Annotated in this window: 21 protein-coding genes; 13 read left to right on the top strand and 8 right to left on the bottom strand. The window is 65.1% G+C overall.

The window, feature by feature from the left end:
- Positions 1–62 precede the first annotated feature (62 nt).
- Positions 63–1031 carry an NAD(P)H-quinone oxidoreductase gene (locus tag BH683_RS11600; protein ID WP_084836453.1) on the top strand — a complete coding sequence of 323 codons (969 nt, stop codon included), beginning with the start codon at positions 63–65 and terminating at the stop codon, positions 1029–1031.
- 68 nt (positions 1032–1099) lie between these two features.
- Here the strand turns inward: BH683_RS11600 and BH683_RS11595 are convergent, their stop codons facing one another.
- Complete coding sequence (locus tag BH683_RS11595; protein ID WP_084836419.1) at positions 1100–2296, bottom strand: cysteine desulfurase-like protein; 1197 nt, start codon at positions 2294–2296, stop codon at positions 1100–1102.
- A gap of 89 nt (positions 2297–2385) precedes the next feature.
- Between BH683_RS11595 and BH683_RS11590 the strand changes: the two genes are divergently transcribed.
- From BH683_RS11590 to BH683_RS11565, 6 genes are all read left to right on the top strand, one after another.
- On the top strand, positions 2386–2922 hold the full coding sequence (locus BH683_RS11590) for a bacterial proteasome activator family protein (RefSeq protein ID WP_084836418.1): 537 nt from the start codon (positions 2386–2388) through the stop codon (positions 2920–2922).
- A 31-nt stretch (positions 2923–2953) separates the two neighbouring features.
- Positions 2954–3817, top strand: a complete 864-nt coding sequence (locus tag BH683_RS11585; protein ID WP_084836452.1) for an ABC transporter permease — start codon at positions 2954–2956, stop codon at positions 3815–3817.
- Positions 3818–3821: 4 nt separating this feature from the next.
- Positions 3822–4619, top strand: a complete 798-nt coding sequence (locus tag BH683_RS11580) for an ABC transporter ATP-binding protein (RefSeq protein WP_084836451.1) — start codon at positions 3822–3824, stop codon at positions 4617–4619.
- Entirely contained in the window at positions 4612–5538 is a 927-nt protein-coding gene (locus tag BH683_RS11575) for a glycosyltransferase family 2 protein (RefSeq protein ID WP_084836417.1), read from the top strand. Before BH683_RS11580 ends, BH683_RS11575 begins: the two co-directional genes overlap by 8 nt.
- Before the next feature lie 44 nt (positions 5539–5582).
- Complete coding sequence (locus BH683_RS11570) at positions 5583–6824, top strand: M23 family metallopeptidase (RefSeq protein WP_084836416.1); 1242 nt, start codon at positions 5583–5585, stop codon at positions 6822–6824.
- Positions 6825–6893: 69 nt separating this feature from the next.
- The gene (locus BH683_RS11565; protein ID WP_084836415.1) at positions 6894–7772 is read left to right on the top strand and encodes an LLM class flavin-dependent oxidoreductase; all 879 of its coding nucleotides are present in this window, start codon (positions 6894–6896) and stop codon (positions 7770–7772) included.
- Positions 7773–7842: 70 nt separating this feature from the next.
- Here the strand turns inward: BH683_RS11565 and BH683_RS11560 are convergent, their stop codons facing one another.
- Positions 7843–8496, bottom strand: coding sequence for a response regulator transcription factor (locus tag BH683_RS11560; protein ID WP_084836414.1), 654 nt, complete (start codon positions 8494–8496; stop codon positions 7843–7845).
- A 45-nt stretch (positions 8497–8541) separates the two neighbouring features.
- A complete protein-coding gene (locus BH683_RS11555; RefSeq protein WP_246833324.1) occupies positions 8542–9753 on the bottom strand; it encodes a histidine kinase in 1212 nt (403 codons plus the stop codon).
- 174 nt (positions 9754–9927) lie between these two features.
- Here BH683_RS11555 and BH683_RS11550 point away from each other — a divergent pair, with 174 nt between their 5' ends.
- Positions 9928–10578, top strand: coding sequence for a DUF4352 domain-containing protein (locus BH683_RS11550; protein WP_084836413.1), 651 nt, complete (start codon positions 9928–9930; stop codon positions 10576–10578).
- A gap of 103 nt (positions 10579–10681) precedes the next feature.
- Here the strand turns inward: BH683_RS11550 and BH683_RS11545 are convergent, their stop codons facing one another.
- Positions 10682–11113, bottom strand: a complete 432-nt coding sequence (locus tag BH683_RS11545) for a GtrA family protein (RefSeq protein WP_084836412.1) — start codon at positions 11111–11113, stop codon at positions 10682–10684.
- A gap of 129 nt (positions 11114–11242) precedes the next feature.
- Here BH683_RS11545 and BH683_RS11540 point away from each other — a divergent pair, with 129 nt between their 5' ends.
- The 4 genes from BH683_RS11540 to BH683_RS11525 all read left to right on the top strand — a co-directional run bounded on the left by BH683_RS11540 (position 11243) and on the right by BH683_RS11525 (position 16518).
- Complete coding sequence (locus tag BH683_RS11540) at positions 11243–12436, top strand: lipase family protein (protein WP_084836411.1); 1194 nt, start codon at positions 11243–11245, stop codon at positions 12434–12436.
- Positions 12437–12763: 327 nt separating this feature from the next.
- Complete coding sequence (locus BH683_RS11535; protein ID WP_094647416.1) at positions 12764–14416, top strand: MFS transporter; 1653 nt, start codon at positions 12764–12766, stop codon at positions 14414–14416.
- Positions 14382–15188 (top strand): GNAT family N-acyltransferase, encoded by an 807-nt coding sequence (locus tag BH683_RS11530; RefSeq protein ID WP_084836410.1) that lies wholly within the window; start codon positions 14382–14384, stop codon positions 15186–15188. The genes BH683_RS11535 and BH683_RS11530 overlap by 35 nt, the downstream gene beginning before the upstream one ends.
- Before the next feature lie 52 nt (positions 15189–15240).
- Positions 15241–16518, top strand: a complete 1278-nt coding sequence (locus BH683_RS11525; RefSeq protein WP_084836409.1) for a SidA/IucD/PvdA family monooxygenase — start codon at positions 15241–15243, stop codon at positions 16516–16518.
- Between the two features lie 44 nt (positions 16519–16562).
- Here BH683_RS11525 and BH683_RS11520 read toward each other — a convergent pair whose 3' ends face one another.
- From BH683_RS11520 to BH683_RS11505, 4 genes are all read right to left on the bottom strand, one after another.
- Positions 16563–16913, bottom strand: a complete 351-nt coding sequence (locus tag BH683_RS11520) for a DUF2200 domain-containing protein (protein ID WP_084836408.1) — start codon at positions 16911–16913, stop codon at positions 16563–16565.
- Positions 16914–16986: 73 nt separating this feature from the next.
- Entirely contained in the window at positions 16987–18654 is a 1668-nt protein-coding gene (locus tag BH683_RS11515; protein ID WP_084836407.1) for a thiamine pyrophosphate-binding protein, read from the bottom strand.
- Positions 18651–19469 carry a cyclase family protein gene (locus BH683_RS11510; RefSeq protein WP_084836406.1) on the bottom strand — a complete coding sequence of 273 codons (819 nt, stop codon included), beginning with the start codon at positions 19467–19469 and terminating at the stop codon, positions 18651–18653. Before BH683_RS11510 ends, BH683_RS11515 begins: the two co-directional genes overlap by 4 nt.
- Positions 19470–19532: 63 nt before the next feature.
- A complete protein-coding gene (locus BH683_RS11505; protein WP_084836405.1) occupies positions 19533–20915 on the bottom strand; it encodes a wax ester/triacylglycerol synthase family O-acyltransferase in 1383 nt (460 codons plus the stop codon).
- Positions 20916–21061: 146 nt separating this feature from the next.
- Here BH683_RS11505 and BH683_RS11500 point away from each other — a divergent pair, with 146 nt between their 5' ends.
- Positions 21062–22024 carry an LLM class F420-dependent oxidoreductase gene (locus tag BH683_RS11500; RefSeq protein WP_084836404.1) on the top strand — a complete coding sequence of 321 codons (963 nt, stop codon included), beginning with the start codon at positions 21062–21064 and terminating at the stop codon, positions 22022–22024.
- Positions 22025–22068 lie beyond the last annotated feature (44 nt).

Genomic DNA, 22068 nt, shown 5'->3' with positions numbered 1-22068 from the left:
CGGTTGACGCCACTATTCGACACAGAGTGTCACAACTGGGGTATCAGTGGAGCATGGGCACAATGCGAGCGATCACGGTGACAGAGTTCGGTCCACCCGAGAACCTGGTGGTCACCGAAGTGGAGAAGCCGCGTCCCGGACCGGGCGAAGTCCTGATCAAGGTCGCGGCCGCCGGCGTGAACCGCGCCGACCTGCTCCAGCGGCAGGGCAACTATCCGCCGCCGCCGGGCGCCAGCGACATCATCGGCATGGAGGCTTCTGGAACCATCGACGAACTCGGCCCCGACGTCGACTCGTGGTCACCCGGACAAGAAGTTTGCGCCCTGCTCGCCGGCGGCGGCTATGCCGAATACGTCACCGTGCCCGCGGGCCATGTGTTGCCGGTCCCCGATGGTGTCGACGTGGTGGACGCCGCGGCCCTCCCCGAAGTGGCCTGCACGGTGCTCTCGAACCTCAAGCGAACCGCCCATCTGCAGCCGGGTGAGCTCATCCTCCTGCATGGCGGGGCAAGTGGCATTGGTACCCATGCCATCCAGTGGGCGAAAGAGCTCGGCGCGACGGTCGCCGTGACCGCTGGTTCTGCGGACAAACTCGAACTGTGCAGCAACCTCGGAACCGACATCACCATCAACTACCACGACGACGACTTCCTCGAGGTGATCAAGTCGCACGGTGGCGCCGACGTCATCCTCGATATCATCGGCGCAAAGTATCTGGCCCGCAACGTCTCTGCACTGGCCAAAGACGGTCGGCTCGTGGTCATCGGCATGCAGGGCGGGGTGAAGGCCGAGGTGAATCTCGGCGCACTACTCGCGAAACGCGGAACGATCCACGCGACAGCGCTTCGGGGCCGAGACCTGGAGGACAAGGCCGCCATCGTCGCCGACACGGTCGCGACCACCTGGCCGATGATCGCGGCAGGCAGGGTCAAACCCGTTGTCGGAGCGACGTTTCCGCTCGGAGACGCCGCCAAGGCCCACGCTTTGTTGGACTCCGGCAAGGTCACCGGGAAAATTCTGCTGACCCTCTGACCCGGAAGTGGTGGGTTCTGGCGACGCCGACCTGGGGGTTTTGATCGCCACAACCCACCAAAATCGGGCTAGCCGAGGGAACCCAGGGTCCGCACGAGCTGATCAACCTCGTAGGGCGTTGTGTAGGGCCCGAGACCGATCGTGACGGCACCACCGACGTCCCCGACCCCGATGCCGGTGAGGACCCGGCTGTTGACGTCCGCGAGAGCACAGATCCCGTTGTCGGCGAGCCGGCGTACCACCTTGTCCGCCGTCACACCGGAGACCGTGAAGCTGACCGCCGGGATCCGGGCCTCCGCTTCTCCGACGACGGACACCAGGTTCAGCTGACGCAGCGAATGCAGGAGGTATTGCAGCAACCGCTGCGAGTAGTCGGCCAAACCCGTCATCGACTGCACCAGACGCTCGCGCCGGGTGCCGGCCGCCGATTCGTCCAGACCTGCCAGATGCTCGATCGAGGCCACGAGCCCCGCCAGCAACGCGTGTTGGTGGCCATCGACCTCGAGCTTTTCCGGCCCTTCTGCGTCGGGTTTGAGTGACATCGATCGCACCCGCGTCAGCAGTTCGGGGTTCCGGAACACCAGTGCCGCGGTCGACGGGCCGCCCCACCGAGACGCGCTCACCACCAACACATCGGCGCCCAGCTCCTCGATGTCGAGCGACAGATATGCAGCTGCGCTCGTCGCATCCACCACGAGCAGTCCGTCGACGGCGTGCACCGTGGCTGCCGCCGTCGCGACGTCGACGACGGTGCCGATGGTCGACGACGCCAGTGGCATCGCCACCACGCTGGTCGAGCGGCTGACCAACCCCTCGTACTGCCAGACCGGGAGTTCACCGTTCTCGATGTCGACCTCGGCCCAACGCACCTTCGCTCCGAAACGATCCGCGGCGCGCAGCCACGGCAGTACGTTCGCCTCGTCGTCGAGTCGACTGACCACCACCTCGGACCCCAGCCACACGCGGGTGTTCAAACACTCCGCAAGCACATTCAGCAGATGTCCACGCGATGGTCCGAGCACTACGCCGCGGGGGTCCGCGTTCACCAGGTCCGCCACTGCCTGCCGGGCCGCATCGATGATTCCCGCCGACTGCTTGGCCGCGGGATAGATGCCGCCGGGCTCGGAGACCAGCCCACGAAAGGCCTTGGACACGGTGGTCGCCACCGAATCCGGGATCTGCATGCCCGCCTGCGGATCGAGGTGGATCCAACCATCGCCGAGGGACGGGAACAGACCCCGAACCCGGGCGACGTCATAAGCCATGGCAGCCACCTTAGACCGTCACTCCGACCTCGCACCCAGGTTGTGGGGCTGCCGCAGATCCGAAACCACCGCATCTGGACAATGGACGCATGGTCGACGATATTTTCAGCCAAGGTTCCCCCTCCGACGGCAACGAGGGCATCGTTGTCGTCCCGTCCGCGGAGGCCGAGCAGGCCCGCAGCGACGAACAGCAGGGGGTCGCCGACATGGTCGAGCAGCCCGCCAAGGTCATGCGGATCGGCACCATGATCAAGCAGCTGCTGGAAGAGGTGCGGGCCGCTCCGCTCGACGAGGCGAGCCGCGTCCGGCTCAAGGAGATCCACCGCTCCTCGATCCGCGAACTCGAGGACGGCCTCGCCCCCGAGCTGCGCGAGGAACTCGAACGGCTCGCGCTGCCGTTCACCGACGACGTCACGCCCACCGACGCCGAACTCAGAATCGCCCAGGCCCAGCTCGTCGGCTGGCTCGAAGGTCTGTTCCACGGCATCCAGACCGCACTGTTCGCCCAGCAGATGGCGGCCCGTGCGCAGCTCGAGCAGATGCGTCAAGGGCAGCTCCCGACGGGTCAACTCGGTGGCGGTCAGCCCGGGCAGCACGGGGTCCCCGGCACCGGGCAGTATCTCTGACACCTCGGTCGTCGCGGTAGGGTCGTCTCTCGTGTCAACAGCAGTCGATCCCGAGCCGGTGCGTCCGCCACCAGCTGAGTCCAATTCACGGACTTTTCGCAGGGCCTTCGGCGACCTGTCGTCGGGATTTCGGCAGTCGGAACTCTGGCTACTCCTGGGCTGGCAGGACATCAAGCAGCGCTATCGCCGCTCACTGCTCGGTCCGCTGTGGATCACCATCGCCACCGCCGTCACGGCCGTCGCGATGGGATTGCTCTACTCCCAGCTGTTCGGCAACGAGATCAGCAGCTTCCTGCCGTACGTCATGCTCGGCTTCATCTTCTGGGGTTTCATCTCCGGGTCGATCCTCGAGGGTGCCGAGCTCTTCACGACCAACGAGGGACTGATCAAGCAGATCCCCGCCCCGCTGAGCGTGCACGTGTACCGCCTCACCTGGCGGCAGCTGATCATCTTCGCCCACAACATCCCGCTGTACGCGGTATTGCTGATCATCTTCCCCCAGCCGGTGAACTGGACCGTTGTGCTGGTGCTACCCGGCATCGCGCTTCTGGTCCTGAACGCGGTGTGGGTCTCGATCGTATTCGGCATCCTGTCCACCAGATTCCGCGACATCGGCCAATTGCTGGCCACCGCAGTGCAACTCGTCTTCTTCATGACGCCCATCATCTGGAGTGCCACCGATCTCGAGAAGAACGTCGGAGCCGACTCCAGCCGCGTCAAGTTGGTCCAGATCAACCCGATGTACCACTACCTCGAGATCACCCGCGGTCCGTTGCTCGGTGAATCAGTGGCGCTCTATCACTGGCTGATCGTCATCGCGTGCACCATTGCCGGCTGGGTTCTGGCGTTGATGATTCTGCGTAATTACCGTGCTCGCGTTGCGTATTGGGTGTGAGGTCATGAGTTCAGTTCGAGTCGATACCTGGGATGCCTGCGTCGATTTCCCCATCTTCGACGCCAAGACCCGGTCCATCAAGAAGTCGGTGCTCGGCCGCGCCGGGGGTGTGATCGGAGCCAACGAGTCCAACGTCGTGGTGGTCGAGGCGCTCAAACAGGTCAACCTGCATCTCGAACACGGTGACCGGATCGGCCTGGTCGGCCACAACGGGGCCGGCAAATCGACGCTGCTGCGCCTGCTCTCGGGCATCTACGAACCGACCCGGGGTTCGTGCTCCATCCGCGGTCGAGTGGCACCCGTGTTCGACCTCGGGGTCGGCATGGACCCGGAGATCTCCGGCTACGAGAACATCGTCATCCGCGGCATGTTCCTGGGCATGAGCCGGCGCGAGATGCTCAAGAAGATGGACGACATCGCCGAGTTCACCGAGCTGGGTGACTATCTGGCGATGCCGCTGCGTACCTACTCCACCGGCATGCGGGTCCGTGTCGCACTCGGTGTGGTCACCTCGATCGATCCCGAGATCCTGATCCTCGACGAGGGGATCGGTGCCGTCGACGCCGAGTTCATGAAGAAGGCCCGGGTCCGGCTGGAGGAATTGGTGAAACGGTCGGGAATCCTGGTGTTCGCCAGCCACTCGAACGAGTTCCTGGCACAGCTGTGCGACCGGGCCCTGTGGATCGATCACGGCACCATTCGCATGGACGGCGGTATCGAAGAAGTGGTGAACGCCTACGAGGGTCCCGACGCCGCTCGCCACGTGCGCGAGGTCATGGCCGAGGTCAAACGGGATGGCTGACGCCGGATCGAAGGGCACCGCCGATCCACGGATCGTCGCCGTGGTCGTGACCCACAAACGACTCGAACTGCTGCGCCAATCCCTGACCGTCCTCACCTCCCAGAGCCGGCCGGTCGACCACCTGGTGGTCGTCGACAACGACGACGACTCCGCGGTCGCCGAACTCGTTGCTGCACAGTCGGTTCCCGTCACATACATCGGGTCGAAGCACAACCTCGGCGGGGCAGGCGGGTTTGCGCTCGGCATGCTGCACGCGCTGGCGCTGGGCGCCGACTGGGTCTGGTGTGCCGACGACGACGGCAGACCCGAGGGGCCAGAGGTTCTCGGGATCCTGCTCGAATGCGCCGTCTCACATGGCCTTTCGGAGGTCTCCCCCGTCGTCTGCAACATCGACGATCCCGACACCCTCGCCTTCCCCCTACGGCGGGGCCTGGTCTGGCGCCGCAAACGGTCGGAACTCTTCGAAGACGGCGAGGCCTCCGAGCTGCTCCCAGGGATTGCCTCATTGATGAACGGCGCGCTGTTCTCCGCCGCCGCCATCGACGCGGTCGGCGTCCCTGACCTGCGTCTGTTCGTCCGCGGCGACGAGGTCGAAATGCACAGACGACTGGTCCGCTCGGGTCTTGATTTCGGGACCTGCCTGACCACCGCCTACCTGCACCCTGACGGCGCGGACGAGTTCCGGCCCATCCTGGGCGGCCGGATGCACACCCAGTACCCGGACAACGAGACGAAACGGTTCTTCACCTACCGCAACCGCGGGTACCTGATGAGTCGTCCCGGCATGCGAAAGTTGCTGCCCCAGGAGTACGCCCGTTTCGGCTGGTATTTCCTGGTTCAGCAGCGAGACGTCCCGGGCTTCCGCGAATGGCTTCACCTGCAAACTCTCGGCCGACGTGAACGCTTCGGGAAACCTTGATCAAAGTATGCGCATGACCTGCTACGGGCCATTAATCTCAGACAATGAGACCGACCGTCAAACTCTTGGGTATCGCGTGCGTGGCCACTCTGGCTCTTGCTTCTTGTTCTGATTCCGACTCCGACTCCGACAGCAGCTCCGCATCGTCGTCCGCCGGTTCATCGCCGGCGCCGGCCACATCGACCCCGGTGAAACTGACAGCGATCGTCGCGTCCACACTTGCCGACCCCATCCCTGTGCTGGGCACCGACAACCGCAAGCACATGGCATACGAGCTGCAGGTCATCAACACCCTGTCGCAGCCGACCACCATCACGGGGGTGACTGCGAAGGCAGCGGGCGAGACCCTTGTCGATCTCGGACCTGACGAGGTCGCGCAATGGATGCTCAAGTTCGGAGCGACCGACCAGACCACCACATTGGCACCAGGGCAGGCGGCCAAGATCTGGATGGACGCAACCGTGCCCGCCGACACGGCCGCGCCGGCCCAGATCGACAACGAGATCAGCGTCGAGATCGCCGAGGCGATACCCCCGCTGCTGCCCAAGACGATGACTGTCAGCTCGACGACTCCGGTTCAGGACAAGACCGCAATGGCGATCGCGCCGCCCCTGACCGGCGCCGGCTGGGTCGACGGCAACGGGTGCTGCGGGATGACCGCGCATCGGACGGCAGTCAGTCCACTCAACGGCAAGTACTGGGCTCCGGAACGCTTTGCCATCGACTTCGTCCAACTCGATCCGCAGGGCCGATTGTTCACCGGTGACATCAGCAAAACCGCCAGCTACGCGTACTTCGGCACCGACGTCCACGCCGTGGCAAACGGCAAGGTGGTGGCCGTGGTCAACGATCTGCCGGAACAGGTCCCCGGCGCCAATCCCACCGGCCTGACGGTCGACCAGTACGGCGGCAACCATGTCGTCCAGGACATCGGCAACGGCCACTACGCCTTCTACGCCCATCTCCAGCCGGGAAGCGTCGCTGTGAAGGTCGGCCAGGAATTGAAGACCGGCGACAAGCTCGCCCTGTTGGGCAACTCAGGCAACAGCGATTCGCCTCACCTGCACTTCCACCTCATGGACGGCGTGGATCCTCTGGCGTCCAACGGCTTGCCGTTCGTCTTCGAGTCATTCACGTTGGACAACGTGATCGCCGGCGACGACGCGGTGAACGCCATGGTCACCACCGGCAATCCCCCCGCATTCGGTCCGCCCGTCTCGGGTCCCGACCGCAAAGACGAGATGCCGCTGACCTACGACGTCGTCACCTTCCCCGGAGGCAACTGAGCAAAACGTTTCCGGGTGAAACTAGAACGTGTTCTACTATCACGAAGGGACGAATCTAGGAGGATCTGCATGCGGTTCACCTTCGCCGAGGCGATGACCGATCCGAGTTACTATCTGCCGCTGGCCAAGGCCGCGGAAGCGGCCGGGTACGAAGGATTCACCATCCCGGACTCGATCGCCTACCCCGAGGAATCCGACTCGACGTATCCGTACACCGAAGACGGCAACCGGGAGTTCCTCGAGGACAAGGCGTTCATCGAGACCTTCGTGATGGCGGCTGCCATGGGTGCGGTCACCGAAAAGATCCGGTTCAACCCGTTCGTTCTCAAACTGCCCATCCGGCCGCCTGCGCTTGTCGCCAAACAGGCCATGTCGGTGGCCGTGATGACGAACAACAGATTCGCCCTCGGGGTCGGGACCAGCCCGTGGGCCGAGGACTACGACATCATGGGCGTCGACTACAAGCGGCGCGGCAAGCGGATGAACGAATGCATGGACATCATCCGTGGCCTGAGCACCGGCGAGTACTTCGAGTTCCACGGCGAGTTCTACGACATCCCGAAGATCAAGATGAATCCGGCGCCGTCCAAGCCGATCCCCCTGCTGGTCGGCGGACACGCCGATCTGGCCCTCAAGCGCGCGGTGATCCGCGGCGACGGGTGGATGCACGGCGGCGGGCAGCCCGAAGAGCTCGACGCACTCCTGGACAAGATCCAGGACATCCGCAAGGGGGAGGGAAAGCGCAACGACCCCTTCGAGATCCACGTCATCTCCTATGACGCCTATACACCCGACGGTTGTAAGCGCCTGGAAGACAAAGGGATCACCGACGTCATCGTCGGCTTCCGGATCCCCTACATCGTCGGCAACGACACCGAGCCGCTGCAGAAGAAGATCGACAATCTCAACATGTTCGCCGACTCGGTGATCAGCAAGGTCAACGGCTGACACCCCGATCTTGGTGGGTTCTGGTGAGCGTTTCCCCAGGTGGGCCTCGCCAGAACCCACCAAGATCGGGCTAGCTGACGAGGCCGGCGCGGAAGGCGACAAGCGCTGCCTGCACGCGATTCTGGGTGCCGAGTTTCGTGAAGACCGCCGAGATGTGGGTCTTGACGGTGGTCTCGCTGAGAAAGAGCTCGGTGGCGATGTTCGCGTTGGACATCCCACAGGCCACCGCCCGTAGGACGTCGAGTTCGCGCGGACTGAGCATGGACAGATCCGCCGGCGGGGCAGGCGCGTGCGGCGACCCGGCCGCGACGATCCGACGTAGCGATTCCTGACTGAACAACGTGTTGCCTGCCGCGACGGCCCGCACGGACTGCTGAAAGGTCTCCGGCGCCTCGTCCTTGCTCAGGAAGCTGTGCGCACCGGCCGAAACTGCCTGCACCACCAGGTCATCGACATCCATGGCCGTCATCGCGATCACCCTGGGCGGCGACGGGTAGGTCATCAGCTGACGGGTCGCCTCGAGGCCGCCGGTTCGTTTCATCTTCAAATCCATCAGCACCACGTGCGGCCGATGGACGTGGACGGCGCCGACGACTTGATCACCGTCGTCGACATCAGCGACGACCGTGATGTCATCGGTGGCGGCGAAGATGTCCGAGACCCCGCGCCGCACAAAGGGATCGTCGTCGGCGATCAGCACGGTGATCACACTGGTTCCGGTCATGATGGGATCAGAGTAGTCCGCCCCTGCGACATCGACTGCGCGGGATCAGGCGTACCAGGGCAGCCAGCAATCCAGGACGAACTCGTTGCCCAGAACGCCACCCTGGAACGTGCCGCCGATGTTGTGGGCCTGCTCCGCGAGGCCGCGCAGGCCGGCGCGCGAACCGCCGGGTACCGCCGGTGGCCGGGCGCTCAACGTGTTGCGGACGTTGATCCGGATGCCGTGGACGTCGGCACCGGTAATTGCGATCCGGACGGTCTGATCACTTGCGTATTTCTGTGCGTTGGTGAGGGATTCCTGCACCACTCGGTACGTCACGTGGCCGGACACGGTGCCGACCGTTCCGGGTGCGAGGTCGGTGAACAGAGTGGCGTGCACCCCGGCGGCGCGTGCCGATTGCACCAGGTCCGCTACCCCGTCGATCCCCTGATGGCCACCGCGCCCGGCCGGCGACGATCCGCGCAGCACCCCGACGATGTTCTTGAGTTCGTCGAGCGCCTCATGGGCGGTGGACCGGATCATCGAGGCATTGGTGACGATCTTCTCCGGATTGTCCGTGCCGCCCACTTGAACAGCGCCCGCCAGCAATGAGATCCGGCTCAGGCTCGCCGCGAGTGTGTCGTGCATGTCCCGGGCGATGCGGGTCCGCTCTTCGGTCCTGATCATCTCGTCGCGCATCACGTCGGTCTGCTTGGTCGCCCGATCGCGGCTCATTTCTGCGCGGGCGAGCTGGAATTGGGTGTGCCGTAGCAGCGCAACCGTCAACACGATCCCGACCACCACGGCCGCAACGATCCACGGGATCCACAGCGGGATATCCCAGTTCGGTTTGGGCATCCCTTCTTCGGCCCGGGGTGATCCGATCGTGAGCAGCGAGTTGTCGCGGGTGCGATGGGCATCGTAGGTCAGCGACACCGCAGAGGCCAGATACACCGCAATCGTTCCCGCTGCCAGCCGCAGGCCGCGTTCCGACTGCGCGAGGGCATACAGCGCGATCAGCGCCGCAGTCGCGTCGGTCGCGAAGAACAATGGCGCAATAACACATGCAGCGACTACCACGGTCGGTGCCCGGTGCCGCCAGACGAGCGTGGCGGCCGCACCCAGGTTGAGCAGGAATCCGACCCAGGAGTTCCACTCCGGGATCGTCTCCGACGCCTGGGTGAGCGAGACCCCGAGCAACGACCCGAACACGCTCAGGCACACCGCTCCGGTGGTCCAGAGGCGGCGGCGGACGATCTCCCCGGAAGTTGCGGTCACGGTAGGAGGCTACGGGGTGACTCCGACGGTCCGTGATCGGCCGAAAGGTCCGACCCGCTGCAACTTCCGGCCCAAAGGATGACCCGGCCCGACCGTTCGGCCGAGGCGCCCGGGTGCCGGTCTGCGATGTGCTGTTTCTCGACCCCGAACACCTCGCAAACAGGAGGATCTGCCATGACCAATCCAGGTCAGCCCGGAGACCATCAGCCCTACAACCAGCCGTACGGCGCCGGCCCCTACTCGCCGCCCCCGAAGAAGAAGCGCAAGGTCTGGCCGTGGATCGTCGTCGGGGTCCCGGTACTCCTCATCGGAGCCTGCACCGCGATCGTCGCCACCAGCGTCGGTGGCGACAGCGACACCAGTGTCACCAAGGCATCTCAGACATCGCAAGCCGGAAGCGCTGCTCCCGAGGCCACCGGACCAGAGTTCCCCGGCAAGCTCGACGACGACACGGTCGCGGTCGGCGGCGACACCATCACCCGCGACAATCTCGAATACACCGTCGCGCCATTGACTCCCGTCAACACCACGTTCGGCAATTATCTCTGCAGCACGGTCACCATCAAGAACGTCGGCGACAAGCAGAACGACTTCAACAGCTACATCGATTGGAGTCTGCAGGACGCGACGGGGACCATCCGCGATGCGACCTTCGCCCCGGAACGGGAGCCGCTGAACTCCGGGGAGATCGCGCCAGGCGGGCAGACCGCGGGCGACGTGTGCTTCGACTCCCGGCAGGGCTCACCGGCGGGAACCTACGTCGTCCTGTTCGAGGACACCTTCTCGCTGTCGTCCGACCGTCTCGCGTGGGTCAACACCCTCTGACACCCCGAAGATGGTGGGTTCTGGAGACCCGACACACTGGTCGAGCTTCGCCTCCGGCTTCGTCTCCGCCAGGTCGCCCTCACCAGAACCCACCAAGACCGGACTACCGGATCTTGAAGATGACCGCTCGCTGGACCACGAAATTGATGACCGTCGCAGTACCCTGAGCGATCACAAAGGCGAGCAGGCTCCAGTGGATCTGCTCATCCCAGAGCCGCGACAGGCCCGTGTAGATGCCGACCTGCACCGCAAACGTCACCAGATAGAGCAGTGCGACAGCGAAGAAACGTGCGGCGCTCGGCTCCGCACGGAACGTCCAGCGCCGATTGATGAGGTAGGCCATCGTCGTTCCGCAGACGAAACCAACCGCCTTGGCTGCCCATTCAGGGGCGCCGAAGACGTATTGCAGCAGCAGCGTCAGCCCGAAGTCGAGAATGCCCGAACCGGCTCCGGTGATGACGAACCGGATGAGCTGGGTCTTCAAGTCGACGTCGGTGGAGGCCTCTTGATCGTCGAGCGGCAGTTCGATCGGCATCGGCGCATGGGCCGACCCGAACTGCTCATGCGTTCGGCGTTCCTCCGCCGGCTCATCTGACACCCCGACACCCTAGCTTCTGCACTCGGAGGCCTTACGTACGGTGCTTCGATCGCCTAACGTCGAGATGTGGGTGCCCGGGCTCTCGTTCTCGCACTGGCGCTGTTACTGCTGACGGTGCCTGTCACCGCTCTGGCCGCGCCCGCACCCGTTGTCGACGATCAGCCACGGTGGTCCGGACTCGACGCCCGACAGTACGACGGCCCGATCCCCGATGTGCCCGGCACCCTGATCCGATCGGTGCCTCTGGATCCAGAGTTGGTGCAGGCACCGGTCGGGGACGCTTTCCGAATCCTCTACTCCACGCCCAACCAGCACACCGATCGGGCGACCAGCACCGCTTTCGTCTATGTCCCCCGGGGTCAGGCGCCGCCAGGGGGCTGGCCGGTCATCGCGTGGGCCCACGGCACCGTCGGACTGGGCGACGACTGCACGCCGTCCGCGAACCGACTCGGACCGCGAGTGTTGGCGTTGCTCGAGCACTGGCTCGCCCAGGGATACGCCATCGTGGGCACCGACTACGCGGGCCAGGGCACACCCGGGCTGATGAGTTACCTGAACTCACGGGTGCAGGCGAGTTCGGTCATCGACTCGGTCAAGGCCGCCCATCAGATGGGGCTGCCCCTGTCACCGAAATATGCCATCACCGGTCAGTCCCAGGGTGCCGGAGCGGCGCTGAACGCGGGCAGGCGCGCCACCGAACTCGATGCCGGATCGGGACTCGACTACCGCGGCGTCGTAGGAACAGGGACCCCCGCGAACATCGAGTGGCTCGTGCAGTTCGGCGGACCCGGGTTTCCGCCGGTGATCCTCCCCGCCGGTCTGACCACCTACGCGATGTACATCGTGGCCGGCCTACGCGACGCGCGGCGAGATCTGGATGTGGACGGTCTGCTCACCCCGCTCGGCCGCCAGCTCGTCGATACCGCGGAGACGATGTGCCTTACCTCGTTCAAGAACCTCATGGACGGCCGCGACCTGCGGGCGGCGTTCATGAAGCCGGTGTCATCGCTGCCCGATGCCTACGGCGTCCTGCGCCGGCACATGGAGACGCCCGCAAGCGGCTACGACCGGCCGGTGTTCCTGGGGCACGGGCTGCAAGACATCGATGTGCCGATCCCGTTCCCCGCCTCGTTGGTCTCCGAAATGGTGGCCAACCGCGAACCGGTGGAAGTCCACGTCTATCCGGAAGACGACCACTTCACGACGATGGCGACATCTGTCGACGACGCCACCAGGTTCATGAACAGGATCATGCGTTAGTTTCCGGAAAATGCGAAAAATCGACCTCTATTTCGCGAGTTCGGAAAACTCCTCGCACGGAAGCCGTTCGCCATCTTCGCAGTTCACGCCGGTGCACGACGCACTCGTACGGATGACCGGTAAGTAATTCACGGCAACTTCCGCTGCCGACCCATCTGATATCTCCAGGGTTTCGAATGCCTCAGGACCGGATATTCCTAGCACCACGAAGTACGCACCGTGCGACCGACGCCAATTCAAGTGGGGGGTGGCCGAATTGACCGATTTCTTCGAGATCTACGACCCGACGCTTGATGACCGGGCGGTAGCCGCGGGAACGAGCGGCCGGTGAGTCACCGCGCCCCGGAACAGACCACGTCGGCAACCACGCTGGGCGCCCGCGCTCCACACGCCCGCACCACCCTGACCGTGGTGTGCCTCGGCGTCTTCATGTTGCTCCTCGACATGACCATCGTCTCGGCGGCGCTCGCCGACATCCAGTCCGACCTGTCGGCGGACCTCAGCGGTCTGCAGTGGGTGGTCGACGGCTACGCCCTACCCATGGCCGCGTTCCTGCTCACCGCGGCGACTCTCGGAGATCGCTTGGGCCGCAAGCGAATGTACGTCAGTGGTCTCGCACTCTTCGTGGCCGCCTCGATCGGTTGTGCAATGGCGGGCAACATCACCACCCTCGACGCGGTGCGCGTGGTGCAGGGCCTCGGCGGTGCCATCATGCTGGGTGTCTCGCTGCCGATGATCGCGGCCGTCTACCCCGTGGGCAAGGGACGCTCCACCGCGATCGCCGTCTACGGAGCCGTGATGGGCGCAGGCAGCGCCGCCGGGCCACTCCTCGGCGGCGCACTCGTGGACGCGTTCGGCTGGCCATCGATCTTCTTCGTGAACATCCCGATCGGCGCGGTTGCACTGGTGGTCGCGCTCGTGCGGGTCGAGGAATCACTGGGCGACACGACCCGCCGGGTGGACGTCCTGGGTACCGTCACCCTCAGCATCACCTTGGTGACCGCGGTGTACGCAATCATCGAAGGAAACGCCAAAGGCTGGACCTCGCCGCTGATCCTCGGGTTGTTCGCCCTCGCCGCGTTGTTTGCCGTTGCATTCGTGCTGTGGGAACTGCGCGTGAGTGATCCGCTGATGGACCTGTCGGTGGTGCGCAGGCCGGGATTCGCGGGCGTCTCGCTCGCGGCATTCATCACCTCCGGCACCCTCATCGCCGCAACCAATTACCTGGCCCTGTACTTCATGAACACGTTGGAGTTCACCCCGTTCGAGGCCGGGGTCCGGGCGCTGCCGCTGACGATCGCATGTGTGGTCGGTGCGCCGGTGGGGATGATCGTCACACGCAAGCTACCGATGCATCAGGTGGTGCCGCTCTCGACCGCGCTCATCGCGGCGGGACTCTGGGCCATGACGGGAATCTCCGCCGACACCGGGTGGACACACTTCATCACGGGGATGGTCGTCGCCGGCCTGGGAGTCGGAATGATGAGCGCCATCGCCTCGGACGCGGCCCTGACGTTCGTCCGCGAAGCCGACGCCGGGATGGCGACCGGCGTCGTCAGTACCGCGAGGCAGATCGGCACCGTCATCGGGATAGCGGGCATGGGAGCCTTGTTCACCCACTTCGCCACGTCGAGCGCCAAGGATGATCTGGCCTCACTGACGGTCGGGGGCGTTCCCGTCGACGTCCCGCCCGCGGAGTCTGCCGCCATCACCGACGGTCTGGGTTCCGGCGCCGGCCTCCAGATCCTCTCGTTCATCCCGGACCAGTACAACGCCGCACTGTCCGAGATCACCCGACTGGTCCGCGATGCGTCCGCGGCGGGATTGCAGGCGGCTCTGCTCGCGGCAGCCGCTGCCGCGACCGTGTTCACGTTCGCCGTCTACGGCCTCATCCGTGCCGATCGCCAACGATCCGCAGCCACAGCCCCCGAAGGAGTGCACATCCATGACGATCACCCCGCTCATTCCCGCAGCCACTGAAAACGGGTATTCCATCAGCCTGACCACCGACCCCGTCGACATCGAACACGCAGAACGTCTGCGCTACAAACTGTTTGCCGACGAGATGGGGGCCACCCTGCCCAACGCGGTGCGCGGCGAACACACCGGCGAGATGATCGACATCGACCAATTCGACAGTCACTGCGACCACATGGTGGCCCGCGCGGAGTCCTCGGGGGAGGTGGTCGGCACCTTCCGGCTCCTGCCTCCGCACGGCGCCGTGGCAGCGGGTGGTTACTTCACCGATACGATCTTCGAGTTCAGTGAGGGTTTCGACGCCATGAGGCCCAACCTCGTCGAGTTGGGCCGCGCCGCCGTCCATTCCGAACACCGCAGCGGAGCGGTGATGGGTTTGCTCTGGGCCGGAGTCCTGAAGTACCAGGAGCTCACCGGTCATGAGCACGCCATCGGATGTGCCTCGGTCCGTATGGAGGACGGCGGGCCCCGCGGCTCACTGGTCCGCAGGGTCCGGGACTTTGCCTACGGCCTCAACCTTTCCGATCCCGACCTGCGCATGACTCCGAAGAACCCCGTCAGCGTCGATGGTCGAGGGCTCGATGACATCGCCGATCCAGGTCGCGTGAAGATCCCCCCGATGGTGCAGGGCTGCATGCGCATCGGGGCTGCTGTGTGCGGTCCACCGTCCTACGACTCGGACTTCGACATGGCTGACTTCGTGGTGCTCATCTCGAGGGCCAGGCTCAATCACCGCTATCTGCAGCGGATGACCGAGGCCGCGCTCGCACGCTGACCGACACATCAGCGCACTCCCCACTCGTTCTTTCTCCGAAGGGCTGAACAGCATGTCGCTCGACACTTCACCCGTAGACCTCCTCGGGATCGGTTTCGGCCCCAGCAATCTCGCCCTGGCCATCACAGTCGCCGAGCACAACGAGACGCACCCCGCGGAACCACTCCGCGCACACTTCTACGACAACAAGGACTCATTCGCGTGGCATCCTGACATGCTGCTCCCGGGTGCCCAGATGCAGGTTTCCTTCCTCAAAGATCTTGTCACCCTGCGAAACCCGCAGAGTCGTTTCACCTTCATCAACTACCTGTGCACGCGGGGCCGACTGGTCGACTTCATCAACCACCAGACGTTCTTCCCATCGCGGGCCGAGTTCTCGGACTATCTGGGCTGGGCGGCCGGGCAGGTCGAGGACAAGGTCACCTACGACACCTCGGTGACGCAGGTCGAAGCCGTCGGCGACGAGTTCCTCGTCCACACCAGAGACCAGTCGGGATCCGAGAGCACCGTCCGTGCGCGCAACGTGGTGGTGGGTGGGGGCATCAGTGCCGTGCTACCCGAACAGGTCTCACCATCGGTTCGGCAGTGGCACAGCCATGGTCTGCTCGGAAAGCTCGAGGAGCTCCCCGAACTGACCCATCATCGATTCGTGGTCGTCGGTGCTGGGCAGAGCGCCGCGGAGATCACCACGTACCTGCACGACGCCTACCCCGACGCACAGGTGCATGCGGTCTTCGGTAAATACGGGTACACGCCCGCCGACGACAGCCCCTACGCGAACCGGGTGTTCGACCCTGAGGCGGTCGACGACTTCCACGAGGCCCCCATCGAGGTCCGCCAGCGGTTGCTGGACTACCACCGGAGCACCAACTACTCCGCCGTCGACTCCGAGGTCATCGCCGAGTTGTATGCCCGCGAATACCAGGAGAAGGTTCAGGGCAACCGCCGGTTGTTCGTCCACGGTGCCTCGCGTCTGGATTCGGAGAAAACCGAAGAGACCAGCGACGGCGTCCGGGTCACGATCAATCACCTTCCGACGACCACCACCCAGACCCTCACCGCGGATGCGGTGGTGTACGCCACGGGCTTTCGTTCGATCGACCTGCGTGACCTACTGGCCGAACCCGAGAAGGAATACTGCTTCGACGACTCAGGACTGCCCCAGGTCGCGCGGGACTATCGCATCCGGCGACCCACCGCCCACGAGGGCAACGTGTACCTGAACGGCGGTGTGGAACATTCGCACGGACTCACCGCGACACTGCTGTCGAACCTGGCGATCCGATCTGCCGACATCGTCGATTCGATCGTCGGGGCTCCACAGGACTGACCGACGCGGCGTTCGGTGACATCGGTCCCGCAGCCGCGCCGACGTCAGCCCCGCAGGATCGAGCTCATCTTCTTGCCCCTGGCGACGTCGTCGACGAGTTTGTCCATGTAGCGGATCTTCTGCATCAGCGGGTCCTCGATGTCCTCGACGCGGTGTCCGCAGATCACACCCCTGATGAGTTCTGCGCTGGGGTTGAAAGCAGGTGCTTGCGCGAAGAAGGTCTGCAGATCGATCTCTTCGTCGATCGCCTGCTGTATCCCGTCGGCGTCGTAGCCGGTCAGCCAACAGACGACCTGGTCGACTTCGTCCCTCGTGTGGTCTTTGCGCTCGGCCTTGGCCACGTAGTGCGGGTAGATACTGGCCAAGCTGGTGCTGAAGATCCGATGTCCTGCCATCTGATTCCCCTCCTCGACGGGTTGGTGGCCATCTTGCCAGCTCGGGGTCGGATCAGGCGCCGCCCGTCATGGATCAGTGACCGGCGAACGCCTCCGCCAACCACCAGGAGCCACCGTCGTCGGCAATCTTCGCGTCGATCACCAACGGCCGCGCAGCACCGGACCGGCCATGGTCGTCGATCCACCCGCGTACCGCCTCCAGATCTGCCATGGTGCGAACAGTGACGCCGACGGCACCGAATCCTCTTGCGACGGCGGCGATGTCCGTGTCCGGGAAGGTGACGGTGTCGTGATCACCCTCGACGAAGTGATGGACCTCCGCGCCGTAGGCGGAGTCGTTGTAGACGATCACCACCAACGGCAGACCCAGGCGCACCGCGGTGTCGAGTTCGGAGATGCTCATCAGGAACCCCCCGTCGCCCGTCCCGAGCACCGGGAGCCGGTCCGGTTGAGCAATCCCCGCTCCGATGGCGGTGTACAAGCCGAGGCCGATCGATTGGTAAGCCTGGGTGAAGCAGAACCCGTTTTCGTCGGGCACCGCCAGGTGGGTCGACGGATAGCCCATGAAATTGCCGGAGTCGATCGACACCACGCGGTCGGCAGGCAGGATTGCGTCGAGCTCGATCGACAACGCACGTGGGTCGATGCGCCGGCCGGTCGAGATGTCGTCGACCGGAACATCCTGCCAGCGTGATGTTTCCGCTATTCGAGCGCGCACCTCGTCGGTGCGGTACCGAGCCTGATCCCCCGATCCGCGGTTCCGGATCTCGGCGAGTACGTCAGCCGCGGTCGACGCGCAGTCACCCACCACCCCGAGCGACACCGGCCGGTGCGCGCCGATCGCATCCACCTCGTCGTCGACCTGCACCACGCAGGTGTCCGAACCGATCAACCGGCCGTGGCGCATCGTCCACTGATTGAGCGCGCATCCCCAGCCGACGATGAGGTCGGCGTCGGAGATCAGCTCCGCGGTCGTCGGCGACGAGAAGCCACCCGATATGCCGAGGTTGAACGGATCGCCGACGAACAGTCCGTTCGCCACCGCCGAGGTCGCCACCAAAGCGCCTGCGGCCTCGGCGAGTTCGACGAGAACCGAGCGCGCGTCACGGGCACCCCGCCCGGCGATGAAGACGGGTCGCCGAGCCGCGGTGATCGCGGTGGCGAGTTCGTCGACCGCCGGTGCAGATGGGCGCACCCGCGGATGTTCGAAGGACGCCACGATGGGTCCCTCCACCGACGCCGGCATCGCAGCCACGTCGATGGACACGTTGAGGACCACGGTGCGCCGCCCGGTGATTGCGGTGCGGTAGGCGCGGGTGACGTCGGCGACCACCGTGTCGGGCGAGAAGACCCGGTCACTGACGGCGCCGACACCATGCGCGAGCATGTCCTGGTCGATACGGAAGTTGGAGCGCAGCGCGGCGGCGGGGCTGTCGGCGGTGAGCACCACCATCGGAGTGCGGCTCTTGGCGGCCTCGGTGATCCCGGTCATCGCGTTGGTGAGTCCGCAGCCCTGGTGCAGGGACACCACCCCCACGCGCGCCGACATCCGCGAGTAGGCATCGGCCATGGTCGCGGCGCCGCCCTCGTGGCGGGCGGCGGTGAACGGGACCCCGCCCGCGCGCAGGGCATTGGTCATGACGAAGTTGCCGCTGCCGACCACGCCGAAGCAGTGGCCCGCGCCGAGATCCGCGAGGACTCGACCGACGACGTCGGCGACAGTGGGTCCGTAGGTGCTCACACCCCGGCCTGGTCGGCGCCGATCTCTTCGGGCGGCGCGCTGTCGACGATCGCGAGCACCCGCGACGGACTTCCTGTGCCGCCGACGATGGGGAGCGGGCTCACCACGATCATCGCGCCGGTGGCAGGCAGTCGGCCGAGATTGCGCAGTGAGGTGAGCCCGTACTTGTCGTTGCCGAGGAAGTAGTTGTGCACCGGAAAGGCGGGGTCGAAACCACCCGCCAATCCCGCATCGACGCCGACGGTCTCGACGCCGAGGCCGGTGACCTCGCGTCGGCCTGCCAGCCACTCGGCGCACTCGACGGCGACGCCGGGGGTGTGCGAGCCGGTGTCGTCGATGCCCAGGAACGCGTCCTGCGAATGGCCGCGCGATTCCCATCCGGTTCGCAGCAGCAGCCAGGCGCCGACGGCGAGAGGTCCGAAACTGTTCTCCCATTCCTCGACGTCGGCAACGGTGAGGAGGTAGTCGGGGTCGGCGGCCACCTTCTCGGTGAGGTCGAGGACTGCCGCCGGGCCGATGAGCCGCGAGACGGGGATCTGCGAGACGTCGTCGCCGTCGCGGCCCGTGATCCAGTGGACCGGTGCGTCGATGTGGGTGCCGATGTGCTCGCCGGTGTGGATGTTGTTGTGGCGCCAGAACGGACCGGGTTCGTTGTAGGCGCTCACCTCTTCCAGGCTGAAGTCGATGAGGTTGACGAAGGGCTCGGGCAACCGCAACGCCGGGGTGTCGGCACTGAGCGGGGTGGTCAGGTCGATGACCTCGAGATCACCTGAACTCAGGGCGTCGAGGAAAGCGGAGATGGTCGGGGTGGCCATGAAGTCCTCTCGTTGGTACTCGAACGTCCCCCATCGTGCACGTTCGAGTCAGACAGCGTCCGGTTAGGCCCCGATGTCGCAAAGCTTTTCGAGCTCCTCGAGGGCGGTGTCGAGGTGGGTCAGCAGTCGCTGCAGGCTCGGCACCTCGGCACGAGCACCGGTGAGCCCGAAGTTCACCATGTCTCCGTTGGTGGCGACAGTGATGTTCAGCGCCTGACCGTCCAACGCGATCGATGCGGGATACACGCCGTCGAGTTTGGCGCCGTTCCAGTACATGTCTTTCTGCGGGCCAGGAACATTGGAGATGATGACGTTGAACGGTGGTGGGGTGTAGCGGACGAACCCCGGCACCGTCGACAGCGCCAGCGGTGCCGCGACCATGGCACCGAAGCCGAGCGCCTGCAACGGGCTGAGTTCGCGGATGACCTGTTTACTCGATCGCGTCGAATCGACGAGCGTTGCCAGTCTGCGTTCGGGGTCTGGCTGATCTGTGGCCAGATTCGCCAGGATCGCGGTCACTGCGTTGCCCTCGGACGAATCGCTGTCCTTGGCGTGCATCGACACCGGCATCATCGCGATCAACGGCTGCTCCGGCAGCGCATTCTGATCGATGAGGTAAGACCGCAGCGCACCCGCGCACATCGCCATCACCACGTCGTTCATCGTGATGTCGAGTCCTGCGGCGACCGCCTTCAATCGCGTCACCGACCACTGCTCCGCGGCAAAGCGGCGGGCCCCGCCGATCGGCACGTTGAACATGGTGCGTGGCGCTTGCAGCGGCAGTTTCAGATTGTGGTCACGCACGGCCCGGATCCCGACCCGGGCGGTGGCGGGAGCAAAACCGGCAAGCTCGCCGGCGATCTTCCAGCCCTCGGAGAGGATGCTCCGCGACACCTCGTCGGCTTCGGACTCCAGCCTGGGGCGCCTGATGAACAGCTCGGGATCCCAAGGGGCGCGGCCGGATCGCGCCGCAGCGTCCGGGGACAGGGTCTTCTCGAGCAGCTTCAGCGCAGACACCCCGTCAACCAGCGAGTGGTGGATCTTCGTGTACAGCGCGATGCGACCGTCGGCCAGCCCCTCGATGAGGTGGAGCTCCCACATGGGTCGATGCCGGTCCAGCATCGCGCCGTGGTTCGCGGAGACATAGCGGAGCAGTTCCCTGACCCGGCCGGGTCGCGGCAGCACCGTACGTCGCACGTGGTACTCGAAGTCGACGTCGGAGTCGTAACTCCACCGCACGGTGCCCATCAACCCCACGGGCGACGCGGGTCGTTTCCGGAAGAGCTTGTGCACATCGGTCTGTGCCTGGAACGCCTCGAACATCTGCTCACCGAGATCGTCCGAGCCCTCCGCCGGCTCGAACAGTTGGAGTCCCCCGACATGCATCGGATGCTCACGCGATTCAGCCAGCAAGAACATCGATTCGGTGATCGGCATATACGGCATGCGCACTCCTGTGGGGTTCTCGGTCGGTGCAGGGATGCCCGTGTCTCGAAGCAATGTGACACACGTTACAAGCTTTGCCCCGCGGTGGCCGGGTGGCCTCGGATTCGGATGGTTTGGGTGGGCACCGACGGGGAACTCCACCGGACATGCGCTTCGGATACACATTGATGACGGAACAGAGCGGGCCCAAGGATCTGGTCCGTTACGCCACGGCCGCCGAGAAGTCCGGCTTCGATTTCGAGGTGATGAGTGACCACTACTCGCCGTGGCTGGTGTCCCAAGGCCACGCCCCGTACGCCTGGAGTGTGCTCGGCGCGGTTGCCCATGCCACCGAGCGGGTCGAACTCGCGACATATGTGACCGCACCGACCATCCGGTACCACCCCGCGGTGGTCGCCCAGAAGGCAGCGACCGTACAACTCCTCGCGGACGGCCGCTTCATCCTCGGCCTCGGGTCGGGAGAAAACCTGAACGAGCACACCGTCGGTCAGGGGTGGCCCTCGGTGGACGAACGCCACGACATGTTCGTCGAGGCGGTCGAGATCATCCGGGCTCTGCACTCGGGGGATCTGGTCACGTACAGCGGCAACCACTTTCGCGTCGACTCATCTCGCATCTGGGACCTGCCGGACGGAGGGGTCCCGATCGGTATCGCGGTGTCGGGCGACAAGTCCGTCAAGCAACTCGCACCGTTGGCCGATCATCTGATCGCCACCGATCCGAAGGGTTCACTGGTCTCACTCTGGGATGACCATCACGAGGGTCCCTCGCGAAAGATCGGCCAGATCCCGATCTGCTGGGACACCGACAAGAAGACGGCGGTCGCTCGCGCGCACGATCAGTTCCGCTGGTTCGCCGGGGGCTGGTCGGTCAACGCGGACCTGCCGACGACGGCATCATTCGCCGGGGCTACGCAGTTCGTCCGCCCAGAAGACGTGGAGTCGTCGATCGCCTGCGGACCCGACCTCGACGAACTGGCCGAGAACGTGCGGCCTTTTCTCGATGCCGGCTTCACCGACGTCGCGCTGGTTCAAATCGGCGGCGACAGTCAGGAAGAATTCCTGGCCAAGGCCGCCGAACCGCTACTTGATAAATTGCGCGCTCTGTGACCCAGGCTACGCATTCGGGGCTGCCGCGCCGCATATCACGAAAC

The sequence above is a fragment of the Williamsia sp. 1138 genome (genome assembly GCF_002095435.2).
Taxonomy (GTDB): Bacteria; Actinomycetota; Actinomycetes; order Mycobacteriales; family Mycobacteriaceae; genus Williamsia.
This window is presented reverse-complemented; position numbering and strand designations above follow the sequence as displayed.